The sequence below is a fragment of the Moritella sp. Urea-trap-13 genome (assembly GCF_002836355.1).
Lineage (GTDB): Bacteria > Pseudomonadota > Gammaproteobacteria > Enterobacterales > Moritellaceae > Moritella.
Map to the genome: position 1 here is coordinate 72,241 of NZ_PJCA01000001.1, position 15,697 is coordinate 87,937.

Annotated in this window: 12 protein-coding genes; 7 read left to right on the forward strand and 5 right to left on the reverse strand. The window is 40.5% G+C overall.

Going from position 1 to position 15,697, the window contains the following annotated elements; translation table 11 throughout:
- Nucleotides 1-21: 21 nt before the first annotated feature.
- Both malF and malE read right to left on the reverse strand, forming a co-directional pair.
- On the reverse strand, nucleotides 22-1,620 hold the full coding sequence (malF, locus tag CXF93_RS00300; protein ID WP_101060261.1) for a maltose ABC transporter permease MalF: 1,599 nt from the start codon (nucleotides 1,618-1,620) through the stop codon (nucleotides 22-24).
- A gap of 121 nt (nucleotides 1,621-1,741) precedes the next feature.
- A complete protein-coding gene (gene malE / locus CXF93_RS00305; protein WP_101060263.1) occupies nucleotides 1,742-2,917 on the reverse strand; it encodes a maltose/maltodextrin ABC transporter substrate-binding protein MalE in 1,176 nt (391 codons plus the stop codon).
- Between the two features lie 397 nt (nucleotides 2,918-3,314).
- Here malE and malK point away from each other — a divergent pair, with 397 nt between their 5' ends.
- Complete coding sequence (malK, locus tag CXF93_RS00310) at nucleotides 3,315-4,424, forward strand: maltose/maltodextrin ABC transporter ATP-binding protein MalK (RefSeq protein ID WP_101060265.1); 1,110 nt, start codon at nucleotides 3,315-3,317, stop codon at nucleotides 4,422-4,424.
- A 431-nt stretch (nucleotides 4,425-4,855) separates the two neighbouring features.
- Nucleotides 4,856-5,194 (forward strand): ribonuclease E inhibitor RraB, encoded by a 339-nt coding sequence (locus CXF93_RS00315; protein ID WP_101060267.1) that lies wholly within the window; start codon nucleotides 4,856-4,858, stop codon nucleotides 5,192-5,194.
- 187 nt (nucleotides 5,195-5,381) lie between these two features.
- Here CXF93_RS00315 and CXF93_RS00320 read toward each other — a convergent pair whose 3' ends face one another.
- A complete protein-coding gene (locus tag CXF93_RS00320; protein ID WP_101060269.1) occupies nucleotides 5,382-6,260 on the reverse strand; it encodes a LysR family transcriptional regulator in 879 nt (292 codons plus the stop codon).
- 89 nt (nucleotides 6,261-6,349) lie between these two features.
- Here CXF93_RS00320 and CXF93_RS00325 point away from each other — a divergent pair, with 89 nt between their 5' ends.
- From CXF93_RS00325 to CXF93_RS22160, 5 genes are all read left to right on the forward strand, one after another.
- Nucleotides 6,350-6,772: a PACE efflux transporter gene (locus CXF93_RS00325; protein WP_101060271.1), complete on the forward strand. Its 423-nt coding sequence runs from the start codon at nucleotides 6,350-6,352 to the stop codon at nucleotides 6,770-6,772.
- A 145-nt stretch (nucleotides 6,773-6,917) separates the two neighbouring features.
- The gene (locus CXF93_RS00330; protein WP_101060273.1) at nucleotides 6,918-7,760 is read left to right on the forward strand and encodes a phosphate/phosphite/phosphonate ABC transporter substrate-binding protein; all 843 of its coding nucleotides are present in this window, start codon (nucleotides 6,918-6,920) and stop codon (nucleotides 7,758-7,760) included.
- Between the two features lie 8 nt (nucleotides 7,761-7,768).
- Nucleotides 7,769-9,772, forward strand: coding sequence for an ATP-binding protein (locus CXF93_RS00335; protein WP_101060276.1), 2,004 nt, complete (start codon nucleotides 7,769-7,771; stop codon nucleotides 9,770-9,772).
- A 441-nt stretch (nucleotides 9,773-10,213) separates the two neighbouring features.
- Nucleotides 10,214-11,047, forward strand: coding sequence for a dienelactone hydrolase family protein (locus CXF93_RS00345; protein ID WP_101060278.1), 834 nt, complete (start codon nucleotides 10,214-10,216; stop codon nucleotides 11,045-11,047).
- 169 nt (nucleotides 11,048-11,216) lie between these two features.
- A complete protein-coding gene (locus tag CXF93_RS22160) occupies nucleotides 11,217-11,330 on the forward strand; it encodes a DUF302 domain-containing protein (protein WP_232784040.1) in 114 nt (37 codons plus the stop codon).
- 392 nt (nucleotides 11,331-11,722) lie between these two features.
- Here CXF93_RS22160 and CXF93_RS00355 read toward each other — a convergent pair whose 3' ends face one another.
- Together CXF93_RS00355 and CXF93_RS00360 are read right to left on the reverse strand one after the other, a co-directional pair.
- Nucleotides 11,723-13,561 carry an alpha-glycosidase gene (locus CXF93_RS00355; RefSeq protein WP_101060280.1) on the reverse strand — a complete coding sequence of 613 codons (1,839 nt, stop codon included), beginning with the start codon at nucleotides 13,559-13,561 and terminating at the stop codon, nucleotides 11,723-11,725.
- Nucleotides 13,562-13,650: 89 nt separating this feature from the next.
- Nucleotides 13,651-15,588, reverse strand: a complete 1,938-nt coding sequence (locus tag CXF93_RS00360; RefSeq protein ID WP_198551551.1) for an amylo-alpha-1,6-glucosidase — start codon at nucleotides 15,586-15,588, stop codon at nucleotides 13,651-13,653.
- Nucleotides 15,589-15,697: the final 109 nt, after the last annotated feature.

The window sequence follows — 15,697 nt, forward strand, 5'->3', positions numbered from 1 at the left end:
TGGCTCCTTACTTTACGCTGGTTATTTTTCTGACAGCTTGGCGAAACGAAGATTAAATAATGCGAGACCACCGACCAATAAGAAAATAAGCGTGGTAATTGCGCTAGCTAAACCGAAGTCCTGACCACCACCGCCTTCAAAGGCGATACGGTAGGTATAACTGACTAACAGATCCGTATAACCGGCAGGTTCACTGGTACCAATCATGTTTGGCCCACCTTGGGTTAATAATTGGATCATCACGAAGTTATTAAAGTTGAAAGCAAAACTGGCAATCATCAAAGGGGCTAACGGCTTCAGCATCATTGGCAGCGTGATATTCTTAAAGTTTTGCAGCGGGCCAGCACCATCTAGCGCCGATGCTTCATACAAATCATCCGGAATACCTTTTAACATGCCCATACACAGGATCATCATGTAAGGGAAACCGAGCCAGATATTGACAATCAATACCATGAGTTTCGCTGACAACGGATCTGAGAACCAGGTCGGTGAAATACCAAATAACGCATCCAACACTAAGTTTATTTCACCAAAACTTTGGTTGAACAAACCTTTAAAAATCAAAATAGAGATAAATGAAGGTACCGCATACGGTAAGATCAGTAACATGCGATAAACAGCACGTCCACGCAACGCTTCCCATTGCACTATACTAGCCAGCACTAGACCGATAATTAAGCTTATTCCCACCGACAAGACTGAAAAGATCACTGTCCAGATAAAGATACTGACAAACGGTTCTTTGATGCCGTCATCATTCCAAATTCGTTCGAAGTTAGCTGTACCCACTACCACACTGAAGCCCGGTGATACCGGATCGCCAATATAGTTACCCGCACTATCGATGGTCTGATAAAAACCGGTTTCCATATTCGGGATCAAGATCTCCTGGCTCTTATTGTTAACCAAGGTAGTTCCGTCATTTTCCACTGTGTACAGCGGTTGCACTGCAGCAAACTTACGTAACCCACTCATGCGGATCTCATTCCCGTTCGGCAGAACTAGATCAACGGAACTCAGGGCAGCACGGTAACTGACAATCTCTTTTATTTTCGCTTTAGTACCCACGACTGCATCTATAGGGTTGAGCTCAAAACGTTGTACCGCTAGTTTATTCAGATCAACCGTCTCTGTGACTAACAGCTGATCGCCGTCTTGTACGGCTAAACGATAACCGTCTTCGCTTCGATACAGATCAAATTTGTAACTCCCACCACTTTGATAGGTGCGGTCTAACAACACTGATTGTACCCGTTCAAACGACAATTGATTCTTGGCACTGTAATTAGTGAAGGCGATCCCAACGGTGTAAACTAAGGGAAAAATGATAAACAAGATCATCCCGGCGATACCAGGGAAAATATAACGGTGGGCGTAAGTTTTCTTACTGCCAAAAATAAATAGCCCTAACAGCGTTAAAACAAGCGTTAACACGGCAAACGATGTTTCACCGCGTGCATACATGATAACGGCCGCATAGCCATTGACTAAACCGATAAGGGTAAGAGTAAACCACTTAGTAAAACGCGAATAATTTAATGATGAATCGACTTGTTCTGAAGTCAGTTCCGATTCTGGATCATCACCCAGAATTTCTGATACTTTAACAGTCTGCATGGAAGAACCTACCTAATAAACAGCAAGAGGAGAGATAACCCCTCCTCTTATCTCAGCACTTCCGATTACTAAAATAGAAAGTACTAAACAGAGAGTATTAACACAAAGATGATTTAAAAACTTATTTAGTCATCTGTTTTTCTGCATCACTTAATGCGGCATCAATCGATTGACGACCATCAACAATATTAACAATGGCATTGCTGGTTGCGCCCCAAAACGCTGTCATTTTCGGGATGTTTGGCATAATTTCACCATTCATCGCATTTTTCATGGTCGCAGCAATACGAACATCACCTTCTAATTCTTTTTGGTACGATTTAAGCGATACAGCACCCAGAGGTTTATCCTTGTTCACTTGTTTCAGACCTTCATTCGTCATCAAGTAGTTTTCAAGGAACTCAACAGCTAGATCTTTGTTTGGCGACGCAGTACTAATACCAGCAGTAAGTACACCAACGAAAGGCTTAGAAGGACTGCCGTTTAATTTAGGTAGTTCAGCAACGCCATAATTAATGCCAGATTTTTCTACGTTACCCCATGCCCAAGGACCATTGATGGTCATGGCAACATTACCTTTGTTAAACTCTGATTCAGATACTGAGTAGTCCATGTCTGGTGAGATAACATCATTCTTAATCAGTGTAGTGATCAATTGCATGCTGTTTTTCACGCCTTTATTATTAATTCCGACATCTTTCACATCGTAACCAGTAGCATTTACTTTAAATGCGTAACCGCCGTCAGCAGCCATCAGTGGCCAGGTAAAGTACGGTTCTTTTAGGTTCCACATGATTGCAGATTTACCCTTGGTTTTAAGCTGCTTATCAAGTGCCGCTACGTCTTCCCAGTTTTTAGGAGGCGTTGCAACTAGATCTTTATTATAAATAAGTGACAGTGACTCAACAGCTACAGGGTAACCAATATATTTACCCTCATATTTTACCGCATCCCAAGTAAAATCAATCAAGCTGTCTTTAAATTCTTGTGACGGTTTGATTTCAGCTAATAAACCCGCTTGCGCATAACCACCAAAACGGTCATGAGCCCAAAAAATGATATCAGGACCATCGCCAGTAGAAGCGACTTGTGGGAACTTGTCTTGTAAGCCATCAGGATGCGAAACAGTTACCTTAATACCGGTATCAGCTTCAAACTGTTTACCTACTTCAGCAAGACCGTTGTAACCTTTATCACCGTTAATCCAAATCGTTAACTGCCCTTCTTCAATAGCAGCAAAGGCAGAAAAAGAGTTCATTGCAGTTAATAGTGCAACCGCCGTTAAGGTTTTTCTCATCACTTATATCCTTATTAAATTAGCTTTCATGCTTACCAGACAAGTTGTCTGCGTTGGATGGTATAGTCATACAAAAGTCCACTGCTAACATCATCCTTTTACCTACGCCTAGACCCTGCAGATCCAAAAGCGTGAACTTGAACGATTAATTTTACTGAGTTCGTCAGTAAAGGCGATAAAAATGCGATGGCTCGCACATTAATTTGCAACAAAGTACCTATTTAGAGTGATAATGAAGCAACCGTAAATAAAATGTGATCTATGCACTCCTCCTATCTTCTCCACCCTAAAAGTTTTTGCCAAGGATGATGTAGCTCAAGGTCATATAAAACACACTATCAACATCGAAGAATGCTGTGTAAGATATTCTAATTAGTAATAAAAAAGGACTCGCGAGATGGCAACTGTCACGTTAAATAATGTATGTAAAGCCTATGATGATGTACTGATTTCTAAAAACGTAGACCTCGAAATAAATGATGGTGAATTTGTCGTTTTCGTTGGTCCGTCAGGTTGCGGTAAGTCAACCCTGTTACGTTGTATTGCAGGCCTTGAAGATATAACCTCTGGTGATTTATTTATTGGCGGCAAACGCATGAACGATGTCGAACCATCTAAACGTGGTGTCGGTATGGTGTTCCAATCTTATGCGCTTTACCCACACTTAGATTTAACCGATAACATGTCGTTTGGTTTAAAATTAGCAAAAGCAGATAAACAGTTAATTAAAGAGCGCGTGGCACATGCCGCGGATATTCTACAACTAACTCCCCTGCTTGATCGTAAACCGAAATCATTATCCGGTGGTCAGCGTCAACGTGTGGCAATTGGTCGTACTTTGGTATCGCAACCAGAAGTGTTTTTATTAGATGAACCGTTATCAAATCTAGATGCGGCATTACGCGTAAAAATGCGTATTGAATTAGCCAAGCTACATAAGCAGTTGGGCTGCACTATGATCTACGTGACCCATGATCAAGTGGAAGCAATGACCATGGCCGATAAAATAGTAGTACTCGATGGCGGTGATGTCGCGCAAGTTGGAGCACCACTGGATATTTATCATTATCCTAAAAATATTTTTGTCGCTGGTTTTATTGGCTCACCAAAAATGAACTTCATTAACGTGCATATTCAAGCCACAGAGGCCGAACGGGTGGAAGTATTGTTACCTAATTGCCAGAGTCTTTGGATCCCTGTAGATGGTAAAACCGTTAATGCGGGTGACGAAATGACGCTCGGTATTCGTCCTGAACATTTAGTCCCAGTCGAACAAGCTGATATCGTGATTGCCGGTGAAACCATTGTGGTAGAAAAACTGGGTAATGAAACCCAAGTTTATTTACACATTGAAGGCAGTGATGAAGATGTGATTTATCGCGTTGCCGATACGCTATCAATTGAAGCTGGCGAGAAGTTAGATATTGGTATTCCAGCGCACCGTTGCCACTTGTTCCACAAAGACGGCCAAGCTTGTCAGCGTTTGCATAAAGAAACGACGAGTTAATTACGCTGTTAATTGTACCGTTAATTACATATGAACAGCCCATATCGTTATGGGCTGTTCATCATCAACCAACGAGTTAGCGAGCCTAGCTAACTCGATATTACCCTCTCTTATTAGTATTTCGACTCACTCATATTTTATACAGTGTCATCGGTGTTTTGGTAAACACTGTCACGGTTTATCAACAAACAATCAGGTTTATCTTGTGACTAAAATTAATATCCATATACTTAATTAGTAGCTAGTATCATTGCTAACTTACAAGACTAAAACATATTTTACCGGACGGCACGATTTCCCAGAAATCGGCAATCAATCCATTCATAATATAATTTTATGGATCCATTGGTTAATTGCTTTTTGCCATGGTAAATGGATTTGGTAAATCGAGACGTCCTACTATTCAAATTTATGCGCAAATAAGGAATTCGATGAACTTTCCAAATGATATTGACGGCGATGTGATGCGCAGTCTTGAAGAAAATGGCTTTAATTTCGAAAATGAAACTGAGGTGGAATTCAATATAGATTTTAAACATTGGCCTCTTAATGATAATGATAAAGCAGCAATCGTAAATCTGTACCCTAATTGTGAATTCGTAGATCCAAATGAAATGGATATAGAGAATGGCGACTTATTAGGTTATGTTCAGATTTATTTGACGAGTAAAATAGAGCATGAATTCATTGTAAACACCCAGAAAACGCTAACAAGCAAAGTCGAACAATATGGCGGTTGGTGTGATTCATGGGGCGTCTCTTTAGGCTAACGCTGCACATTTATTTATCTATATATAAATAGAAATAACAACAAAATGCCTAGCCGTTTTCGCTGTTAGGCATTATTAATATTAGGGGCTTTCATCTGCAAAAAAATGAGTTTCCTTGTCTAGATCCCATCATTGTGCCTTCATCACCACCCTACTAATACACTGTCTTATAAGATGGCGCAGTAAATTAGTCCAGTAACGAGGTTAATTGTTGAGAAAGCCATGAACAAGCTGGTCCCATACTGCGATTTTTAGGGGTTATTAGGTTAACTGGCACAGACCAGGGCTTATGGTCAAAACTCAGCGTTAAGGCATTCAGCTTACCTGACACAATATCTTTATTCACCAAGTGCTGGGGTAAGAAACACCAACCAATACCTTTATCGACATAATTACGCAACATACTATGGTTATTGCCCCACCAAACTAACGTAGATAAAGGCTGTAAGTACCCTAATTGATTATTATCTAATCCTTTCAACATCAGCTGGCGATGCGGTATGAGTTGCGCTGCGGTCACAGTTGTTAGCGCAGCTAAAGGATGTTCAGGGGACACCACGGCAACAAACGACACATTACCGATATAACAAATATTGACGTCTTTCTCGAATAACATGTCGGTATACATCAATCCGATATCAGCCTGACCTTCATTTACTAAACCCACAATATCAGCGCTAGCAGCAAAAAACACTTCTAGTGACGTAAGCGGAAATTGCAGTGAAAACTGATCAATCATGGCATAAAAACTGTCTAACTGAAGGCCATCATCAAGCACTAATCTAAGGTTTATTTCTTCTTTATTGTTCAATGCTTTAGATGCACTTTCCAATTCATACATTTGCTGCAAAATAGCATCCGCAAACGTGAGTAAATGCAGGCCCTCTTTGGTCAATCCTGGTTTACGGGTTGTGCGGTCGAATAGCTGCACATTTAAATCGACTTCTAAGTTGGATATTCCTTGGCTCACCGCTGATTGCACTTTTCCTAATCGCCTCGCACAGGCCGAAAAAGAGCCTAATTCCGCAGCCATCACAAACATTCTTAATTGCTCAATATTATACATACTATCACTAAAACCGATGGTAACTGACTAGATATAATCATACATGGAGATAGAATGGGGCTGTATCAATACTTAAACGGAAATATATTATGTCTACAAAAGAACGCATTTTACACAGTCTACTATTTGAAATTATTGCTTTAGCGATACTGCTTATCGCCTCTAAAATATTCACCCAACAAGACGCTACAACAGTAGGTGGAGTGGCTATCACCTTGTCCTTAATCGCAATGGTGTGGAATTATGTCTACAATCTTGGTTTTGACAACATATTTGGTGCCGATCGTTTATCGCGTAAATTAATGATGCGTATAGGTCATGGCATTGGATTTGAGGTTGGGTTAATTTTTGCTACAGTTCCCGTATTAATGTGGATTTTACAACTCGACTTCATGACAGTGCTGATCCTTGATTTAGGTCTGGTCATGTTTTTCTTAATTTATTCAATTACTTTTAATTGGTGTTACGACAACACCCGTGAAAAATTCAAATCGACCCAAGCCGTTATCTAAAGTAGCCGTTCCAAGGATGGACTTCATACTAACCTCTTAAGGCCTTGTTACTCTGCGCATATTCACATCTATTTTCAATATAAAAGGTAATTATAACTTCGATTGCTACAATTAAGAGCATGCCGCCGATAAAAGGAAATTTAGCATGTGCTCATTTACATTACGGTTATTGCTTATCACTTTGTTTAGTGGGAAGTTATTCCTCTCAACATTTGCGTATGCCGAGGAAAAGATTTACATCGTGGGAGTGGTGCCGCAGTTTGAAGCACGAAAGTTAACCGCGATCTGGATACCGATACTTGAACAATTAACAGTTGAAACCAGTCTCAAGTTTAAGTTGGAAGGTGCACCCAATATAAATGAATTCGAGAAAAATTTTATGGCCGGGGTTTATGATTTTGTCTACATGAACCCCTATCATTTTGTATTGGGAAATCAGCTTCAGGGTTATATACCATTAGTCAAAGACAGTTCGAAAAAATTACAAGGCGTATTGGTCGTTAAAAAAGACAGTCCAATAGAAAATGTAGCACAGCTGGACGGGAAAAAAATCGCCTACCCGTCACCCAATGCGCTCGGCGCATCATTACAAATGCGCCAAGAATTACATGATATTTTTAATATCCAGACCACGCCTGTCTATGTAAATACCCATGACTCGGTCTATATAAATGTATTGCTTGGTGATACCCAAGCCGGTGGCGGTATTGGCAAAACCCTCAAAAAACAAAAAAAACAATATCAACAAGCACTAAGGGTAATACATAAAACCACCTCAGTATCATCACACCCAATAGCTGCACACCCTCGCGTTCTAAGTGCCGACATTGAAAAAGTAACCGCTGCGTTAATAAACATGGCAACAACGGATGCCACATTAACATTGCTGCTGGACATTCCTATTCAACAAATAAGCATCGCCACGTTGGCAGATTATGAACCGTTGAAAAACATGAATCTGGAAAGATTTTATATCCAGCCGAAGTAAGGACCAAAATGAGCATTACATTAAAATTAATGGTTCCTGTCATTGTTGGTTTTTATATTTTCACCAGTGTGTTTCAGTGGTATTGGGTACCGAAACTATTTAATTATGCACAGGCGGATTTTAGAGATCAAATGCATAATGAAATCAGAACCATAGAAAACGATGTCATTAGACATTTAATCACCAATGATTTTTCAGCATTATTTTCATCATTAGATTATCAAAAACAACTACATCAACAGAATTGGGCTCATCTGACATTATACGACGCCGATAAAAAACAGAAGTACCCTCTATTTTCATCAAATAAAGCAATACTGGCTGAACAGCATGCCAACCATATCCACATTGATTATCCATTGGTGAATGAAAATATAACCATAGGTTACCTTGTCCTGCACATAGATTGGACCGCAAAACACGAATTTACCGCACAACGAGTTTGGGAACTGAAAATGTTTTTAATCCTGATGATGCTGTTAATTATCTGCATTGAGCTGTTTATGCAAAACCGATTAATAAAAGTACCGATATTAAAATTAAAACTGGCTACCAAGGAATTGGCTAACGGTAACTTTGACATTAATTTACCGGCAGTCTCAAAAGACGAAATAGGTCAGTTAACCCAAGATTTTAATATCATGCGCAATAACATTTTAAATAGCCAAGAATCACTGTTAATCAGTAAAAATGAAGCGATGCAATCGGCACTGCAAGCAAGTAATGAAAAGAACCGCGCGAATGTAATGGCCAATACAATCAGCGACATGAATAAAGAACTGCTGGAGAATATCGCCACCACTAACATACTGGCGAAAAAGGCTGAGGAATCCAATTGTGCCAAAAGTGAGTTTCTTGCCAACATGAGCCACGAGATCCGCACGCCAATGAATGGTGTTATCGGTATGCTCGGTTTATTGTTAGACACACAACTTAAAAATGATCAGCTGCATTATGCACAGGTCGCTCGCGCCAGTGGAGAATCATTGTTGAGCCTAATTAACGATATTCTCGATTTTTCAAAAATTGAAGCGGGTCAGCTTGATCTCGAAGTCATCGATTTTAATTTGCACGCAATGCTTAACCATTTAATTACTATTCACTATCAGCAGGTTAAAGATAAAAAACTTGGGTTTAGCTGCGACATAGCCGCCGAGGTACCGACATTTATCCAAGGCGATCCAGGACGCTTACGACAGGTATTAACGAATCTGTTGGGCAATGCGATTAAGTTTACCGCACAAGGTAAAGTTACGGTATCTACAAGCTTATTATCAGCAACCGAGCATGACACGGAGATCCGATTTTCGATAAAAGATACCGGCATTGGTATCCCTGCCGATCGACAAGCATTGCTGTTTGATAAATTTACTCAGGTAGACTCGTCCACTACCCGTCAATATGGAGGCACAGGTTTAGGACTTTCTATATCGAAGCAATTATCCGAATTGATGGGCGGAGAAATTGGCATTAACAGTGAAGAAGGTAAAGGCGCAGAGTTCTGGTTTACCGCTCGGTTTACCAAGCCGTCAGCGCAATTAGCAATAGTAAAAACACCCGTTACCGAACACCCTATGCCGTCAATAATGAGTAAAAATATGCGTATTCTGCTTGCCGAAGATAGCCTTACTAATCAGTTGGTAGCGATGGGCATCCTTAAAAAATTAGGCTTTTTCGCTGATGTCGTCACAAACGGTAAAGAAGCGGTACATGCGCTTGAAACTAAGCCTTACGACTTGGTGTTTATGGATTGCCAGATGCCGATAATGGATGGCTACGAGGCGGCAACGTTAATCCGCAGTTCTCAATCTGCGCAGACTAACCATCAGGTCCCTATTATTGCCATGACCGCTAATGCGATGCAGGGCGATCGGGAAAAATGCCTTGCCGCGGGTATGGATGATTATGTCACCAAACCTATTTCTCCAGAGACACTCAGCAAGGCGCTTAGCACATGGTTACCTAGCAATAACGTCAATGAGTCCTTTTTAGCCGAACAAAAAAATACCTAATAGCGTTCACTGTTAGGTATCTTTATGAATCGGGGTTTTTGCTGCAAACAAAAATGGATCCCCTTTAACTATCTTGCATTTTAAGTGTAACTCATAGAAGCGATTTGCGAGAGATTAGAACCAAGCTTCAACTTGCATACCGATAGAATAATCGCTATCGCCTTTACTTATTCTCATAGTTGAACCTTCACCATCTGTTAAGTATGACGCAAATACACGGATTTAAAATCGAGTCCAGAAGCTGGCGAGATGTTGGATATTGGTATTCCTACGCTGCCACACAATCTAGCCAGTAAAAATTAAGATCTGGGTAATACACGTTTCTGAAAAAACGTTACTGAGTGAATTAAGGCATTAGCTCTCACCATATAGGCTATATTTAGATAGTGTGAATCAAGCCGATAAAGCGTATTAGGATTGATATGAAAAACTGGAGGCTTAATGTTTAATTGTATTAAAACAGTGAAGAGTCGCTGCAAATACTCTTCCGAAATTGTCGCCATTTTGTTGTTTTTCGTCATGGTATCGGAACCAGCCTCCTCTGCCAGTTGGATTTCCTTCAACACAGCACCAGTTAATGAGCAAGGGTCCACATCTATTCGTGGTCTTGTTTCGAAGCCGGAAGGTGACGGTCCATTTCCTGCGGTAATTATTGCTCATGGTTGCTTTGGGGTTGAACCGAATCACCATATCTGGGCGCAACGGCTGAATAACTGGGGTTATGTAGCAATGATTGTCGATAGTTTTTCTTCCCGGGGGGTATCCACTGTTTGTGAAAGCCCTAACCAAGTCTCACCCGAAACGCGTGCGTGTGATATCTATGGTGCAGCAGCATATCTTCGAAAACAGTCTTTTGTTAGTCCCCAAAAAATTGGCATGATCGGTTTTTCACATGGCGGATGGACAGCGCTATATGTCGCCCAAGATTACTTACCTGAGCAGGCAGCAGAAGAACCGATTCAGGCTATCGTGTCTTATTATCCATGGTGTGAGAGTTCCAGCCTTAAGACAACGGCATCACCACTGCTTATTCTGTCAGGAAAGGCGGATGACTGGACTCCGGTAAAAAGATGTTATGCGTATATAGATGCTCAGGATCGTGGTTACAGCAAGCACATATCACTGCAGGTATTTGATAAGGCATATCATGGATTTGACGACTCAAGCATGATCCCGCCAGTAATATATGAAGGTTATACAATAGCCTACGATCAAAGTGCAGCTGAAGCTTCTATCATTGCTGTAAAAGCGTTTTTAGAGCGCCATCTAAATTAGCCCTTAGCGGCTTAAATTGATGAAACAAAAACTAACTAAAGGTATTGGAGAAAAAAGGCCTCACTCTGTTCTCCAGAATAAATCACGGCGAGAATGCCGCTAATGTTGACCTTCAGCTTGCAGCAACCGAGGTCATTATTTTTGGTAACCTAAAGTTGGAACACCACTAATGCAGTGTTCCAAAACCGTTGCCATCGATCTTCCTCAAAAAGTACTATTCTGGACAGATGAACAAGATCAAAACTGGCTTTCGTACAACAACACTACATATCTTAAAGAGTGACATAACATCACGGATTGCGATCAAGTTATTACAAAAATTGCGCATGTTCTTGATAAGTTAAGTCAAGCTACAAAGTCCAAATAGCAGCGAACCGTCCCCATTAACATTAGCTAATACAAAAAAATACCTAACAGCTTTCACTGTTAGGCATCTTTATGATTCGGGGTTTTTGCTGCAAACAAAAATGGCTCCCCTTTAACTATCTTGCATTTTAAGTATAACTCATAGAAGCTATTTGCGAGAGATTAGAACCAAGCTTCAACTTGCATACCTAATTCAACAATATTTTTATATTCCAGTTCCAGTTGTACATAGCGCGCACAACGGCACTAAACAGTTCTAACAATGCGAAGCATCTCCACAACCAACTTTCTCTCTATTTCTACTTGTTGCTACTCATTCTGATACATGGCGAAGCCAAATGCAGGAAGTAGTAAGGTTTCTTTTAACTTAAAAGAATTTTCGTTATAAATATCTATCACATTACAACCAGACAGAACAGGTGGAAGTATCAGCTCTGATGGTTTATCACTGTTATTTATGGCGATAAAAATGTGCTCATCATCACTTTCTTTGCGATAAATAATGCATTGCTGTTCATCATCCGCCATTAGCCATGTCATTTTATGTGCTCTTAGCGCGGGATAGTTATTGCGTAATTTTATGATCTGCTTAATATGTTTTTTCATATTGAGATCATGTTTACTTTCATCCCAAATCATACATTTTCGGTTGAGTGGGTCAGCTCCGCCATCTAAGCCAATTTCACCGCCGTAATAAATACAAGGTGAGCCGGTTTGGGTAAATTGGAATAGATACGCCAATTTAACCTTATTTTTGTTAGCCGCACATTTATCAATGATACGGGGAGTGTCATGGCTATCCAAGAGCAAAAATGATACTTCGTTAACGTTAATAGGGTAGTTCACGTTCACATCATTCACTGTCGATTTAAATTGGCTGGAGGTTAACGCGCCATTGGAAAAATAACCTAAAATCGCTTCGGTAAGAGGATAGTTCATTACCGCATCAAATTGATCACCACCAAGCCAGTTCATTGAATCGTGCCACACTTCGCCCAAAATATAAATTTCAGGATTAATGGCTTTTAATTCATCACGGAAACGTCGCCAGAAACGCTTGTCTACTTCGTTCGCAACATCTAAACGCCAAGCATCAATATTAAAATTACGCACCCAATAACGTCCCACCTCAAGAAGGTACTCAATGACATCTGGATTTTCAGTGTTAAGTTTAGGCATTTTTTCTGCAAAAGAAAATGCGCGGTAGTTAAGTTTTTCTTTACTATGACAATCACGTTTTGATTCATCAATAAGGGGAAATTTATCAATATAAAACCAATCTACATATTTTGAATCTTCCCCGTTTTTCAGTACATCTTGCCACTGTGTTGAGTTTGCGCCTATGTGATTAAATACAGCATCAAACATCACTTTCATGCCGCGTTTATGCGCTTCTTCAACCAGTGCTTTTACGGTGTCATCATCACCAAAAGAAGGATCCACTTTAAAATAATCTGTCGTATCGTATTTATGATTAGTCTCGCCTTGAGTGATAGGGGTGAAATAAACCCCCGTAATGCCGAGATCTTCTAGGTAATCGAAATGATCAATGACGCCTTGTAAATCACCACCAAAAAAACTATTACGAGTCGGGTTTTGTGAACCCCATGGCAGCACGCCTTCAGGTGATATCAACGGATTCCCGTTAGCAAAACGTTCAGGGAATATTTGATACCAAACCGTTTCTTTTACCCAACTTGGCGGACTGAATACATCGGTCGCATTAAGGTAAGGGAAGCAATAAAAGTTAACTAATTCAGAAAGAATAGGATCGTTAGCGTCGTTTGAAATTGACATTATTTGCTTTTCGCCCACAAGTAATCGTTCGTCACCCTGGCCTTCAAGAATAAAGGCATAACGTGCCCGATAAAACTGCGGACGAGCTTCGCAGAACCAATAGTCAAACAAGTCGGTATCACACTCTTTTTCCATCTCGATGTTTTCACCACCAGTCCAACCACTGGCATCGTCGGCATTCAGATTTCCGCCGCCACCGCCTTGCGACCAATCAAAAGGGTCGCCAATACGTAAAGTAACATTATTGACTTCGCCTTTTGCGGTACGAATACGCAGGTGAAGCGTCTTCGGATCAATTGCGTAAGAGTAGTTAGAATGAGATCGATGATAAATTGCAGCTTTAGTAATCATATTAAATACCATTTATAATTGAAACGGAACTCGGAATTATCGCTAACCTTTTATTCCGAGTTCAGATGAATTCGTTTTATTGTGAAAGACTATTTTTGATTCGTCTCTTCGTAACATTTCACGACACGTAAGACTTCGCTAACGCTCCAAGCTTGTGCAAAACAGCCGCGTGATTGATTGGGTGAATAGCCATCATATATCTCGGCCAATTGCCCAATACAGCCTTCGTAAAGCCCATCTTGATTGTGTTCAATAAATTGCTCCACAATACGGAGCAAATCTTTATCTTGCGGGAACTGACGCAGAATCCCCATTAAGAACTGACCTATCATAAAGCCCCATACAGTCCCTTGGTGATACGCCATATCACGGTCAAAATGAGAACCTGTGCATACACGTTTAAATTCGGGGTCACTCATAGCAAGAGATCGTAATCCTAGTGGCGTATACAACTCTTTATACACAGTGAGAATGACAGAACGGGCTCTTTTGGGACTTAATATTGGGAAAGGAAGACCAACAGCATAAGCTTGGTTTGGACGAATTTGCTTGTTAACTTCTCCGTCTTTGACCCAATCATTTAAGTAACCTGCGTCGTTGTAGAACTCCTCGTTAAAAGTAGTTTTAACTTGATCTATAAGTGCTGGTAACTCTGGTATTAACGTGTTCAACTTTTGATTGAAGAAGTCTAAAATAGAAAGGGCATTAAACCAAAGGGCGTTAATTTCTACAGCACAACCGTGTCTTGGTGTTGGTACAATGTCACCATAGCGAATGTCCATCCATGTCAGTTGATCAAAGCCACTACCGCCACTAATTAGACCATTTTCCAACATCTTAATCTCAAAATCAGTGCCTTCACAATAATGTTGATAGATGTTAGTCATGCAGTCATACGCTTCATCTCGAATAAAATCGAGATCTCCACTTGACTGATAATATTCATAGAGGCTCACAATAAACAACAGTGATGCATCTATGGTGTTATACATTGGCGCAACCCCTGCTTCAGGGAAGAGGTTAGGTAAAATACCGCGTTGTTCGTAACGAATAAAGGTACGGAAAATTTGCTTGGCATCTTCAAATTGATTGGTTGATAAGTTACATCCCCAAAGAGCAATCATGGTGTCTCGACCCCAATCAGAAAAGAAAGGATAACCTGCAATGATCGATTTAGATTCGGTGGAATCACGCGTAACCACAAATTGCTCACTGGCTCGAACCAATTGCTGTGAAAATGTGCTATTAAGGCCGGATTGAGCAATGTAAGCTTTTTGGCGTTCAACCTCTGTGGTAATCATGGCTGTAACTGATTGTGCGGGTTGGCATGTGGCACGATCTTCTACGGCTGAAAAGATGATATAAAAATGTTCTTCCGTCTCTTTACCACTAAATGTAATAGTGTGAAGCGCTGTTTGCGCATCGCTCGCTGAACGTCCATCACGCGCATCATAGGAGAAATAGAGACCTGATTCATAACGCGGTATTTCAAACACATGGTCTAACCCGTTATGGTGATATGCTAAACGTTGTCCGTTGCTGCTAACGGATCCATCTTGATGAACAAATGATTGCTCTTTTGACAGACTCTCGCCTTTAGCACAAAAGTGGTACTTTGGCGTCACGTTCAGTGTAAACATTTGTTTTAATGGATTAAATACTCGATATTCAACAGCAAGACGATTCACTCCTTGCGCCATCACTATGGTCTTAGTTATCTCAATACCATTGATTCTATAAGTAAATTTAGGCAAATAAGTTTGGCTGAAATTATCAAACAGCAGGGTTGAATCAACCGTCTCATAGTCATTCACTTTTGCTTGTGAAGATAAAGGATGGCACTCATCGTTAGATAGCGTAATACGATCATCCAAATGACGGACAAAACAAAAACGGTTGTTAGGCGCAACAAGACTGCCCATAAACAACGCATGATCACTTCGGCTGCAAGACCCTGCGAGGGTTAATGCAGAATAACCACCAAGGCCATTAGTTAGAAGATAGTTAGATTCTTCCAGGCGACTCATGTCGCGAAAATTTGCTTTTGAAAGAGATATTTTCATGTGAACCTTATCATTAAATAATCAAATGTTGACTCTGAATTTGAACCTTGTGACCAACATGATCGAGAGGTTA

Excerpts from the sequence above, each read along its gene's own strand:
- CXF93_RS00360 (WP_198551551.1), bottom strand. The coding sequence starts at position 15,588 with ATGAGTCGCCTGGAAGAATCTAACTATCTTCTAACTAATGGCCTTGGT.
- CXF93_RS00315 (WP_101060267.1), top strand. The coding sequence starts at position 4,856 with ATGAACTTTCCAAATGATATTGACGGCGATGTGATGCGCAGTCTTGAA.
- malE (WP_101060263.1), bottom strand. The coding sequence starts at position 2,917 with ATGAGAAAAACCTTAACGGCGGTTGCACTATTAACTGCAATGAACTCT.
- CXF93_RS00320 (WP_101060269.1), bottom strand. The coding sequence starts at position 6,260 with ATGTATAATATTGAGCAATTAAGAATGTTTGTGATGGCTGCGGAATTA.
- CXF93_RS00330 (WP_101060273.1), top strand. The coding sequence starts at position 6,918 with ATGTGCTCATTTACATTACGGTTATTGCTTATCACTTTGTTTAGTGGG.
- CXF93_RS00355 (WP_101060280.1), bottom strand. The coding sequence starts at position 13,561 with ATGATTACTAAAGCTGCAATTTATCATCGATCTCATTCTAACTACTCT.
- CXF93_RS22160 (WP_232784040.1), top strand. The coding sequence starts at position 11,217 with ATGCAGTGTTCCAAAACCGTTGCCATCGATCTTCCTCAAAAAGTACTA.
- CXF93_RS00345 (WP_101060278.1), top strand. The coding sequence starts at position 10,214 with ATGTTTAATTGTATTAAAACAGTGAAGAGTCGCTGCAAATACTCTTCC.
- malF (WP_101060261.1), bottom strand. The coding sequence starts at position 1,620 with ATGCAGACTGTTAAAGTATCAGAAATTCTGGGTGATGATCCAGAATCG.
- CXF93_RS00325 (WP_101060271.1), top strand. The coding sequence starts at position 6,350 with ATGTCTACAAAAGAACGCATTTTACACAGTCTACTATTTGAAATTATT.
- CXF93_RS00335 (WP_101060276.1), top strand. The coding sequence starts at position 7,769 with ATGAGCATTACATTAAAATTAATGGTTCCTGTCATTGTTGGTTTTTAT.
- malK (WP_101060265.1), top strand. The coding sequence starts at position 3,315 with ATGGCAACTGTCACGTTAAATAATGTATGTAAAGCCTATGATGATGTA.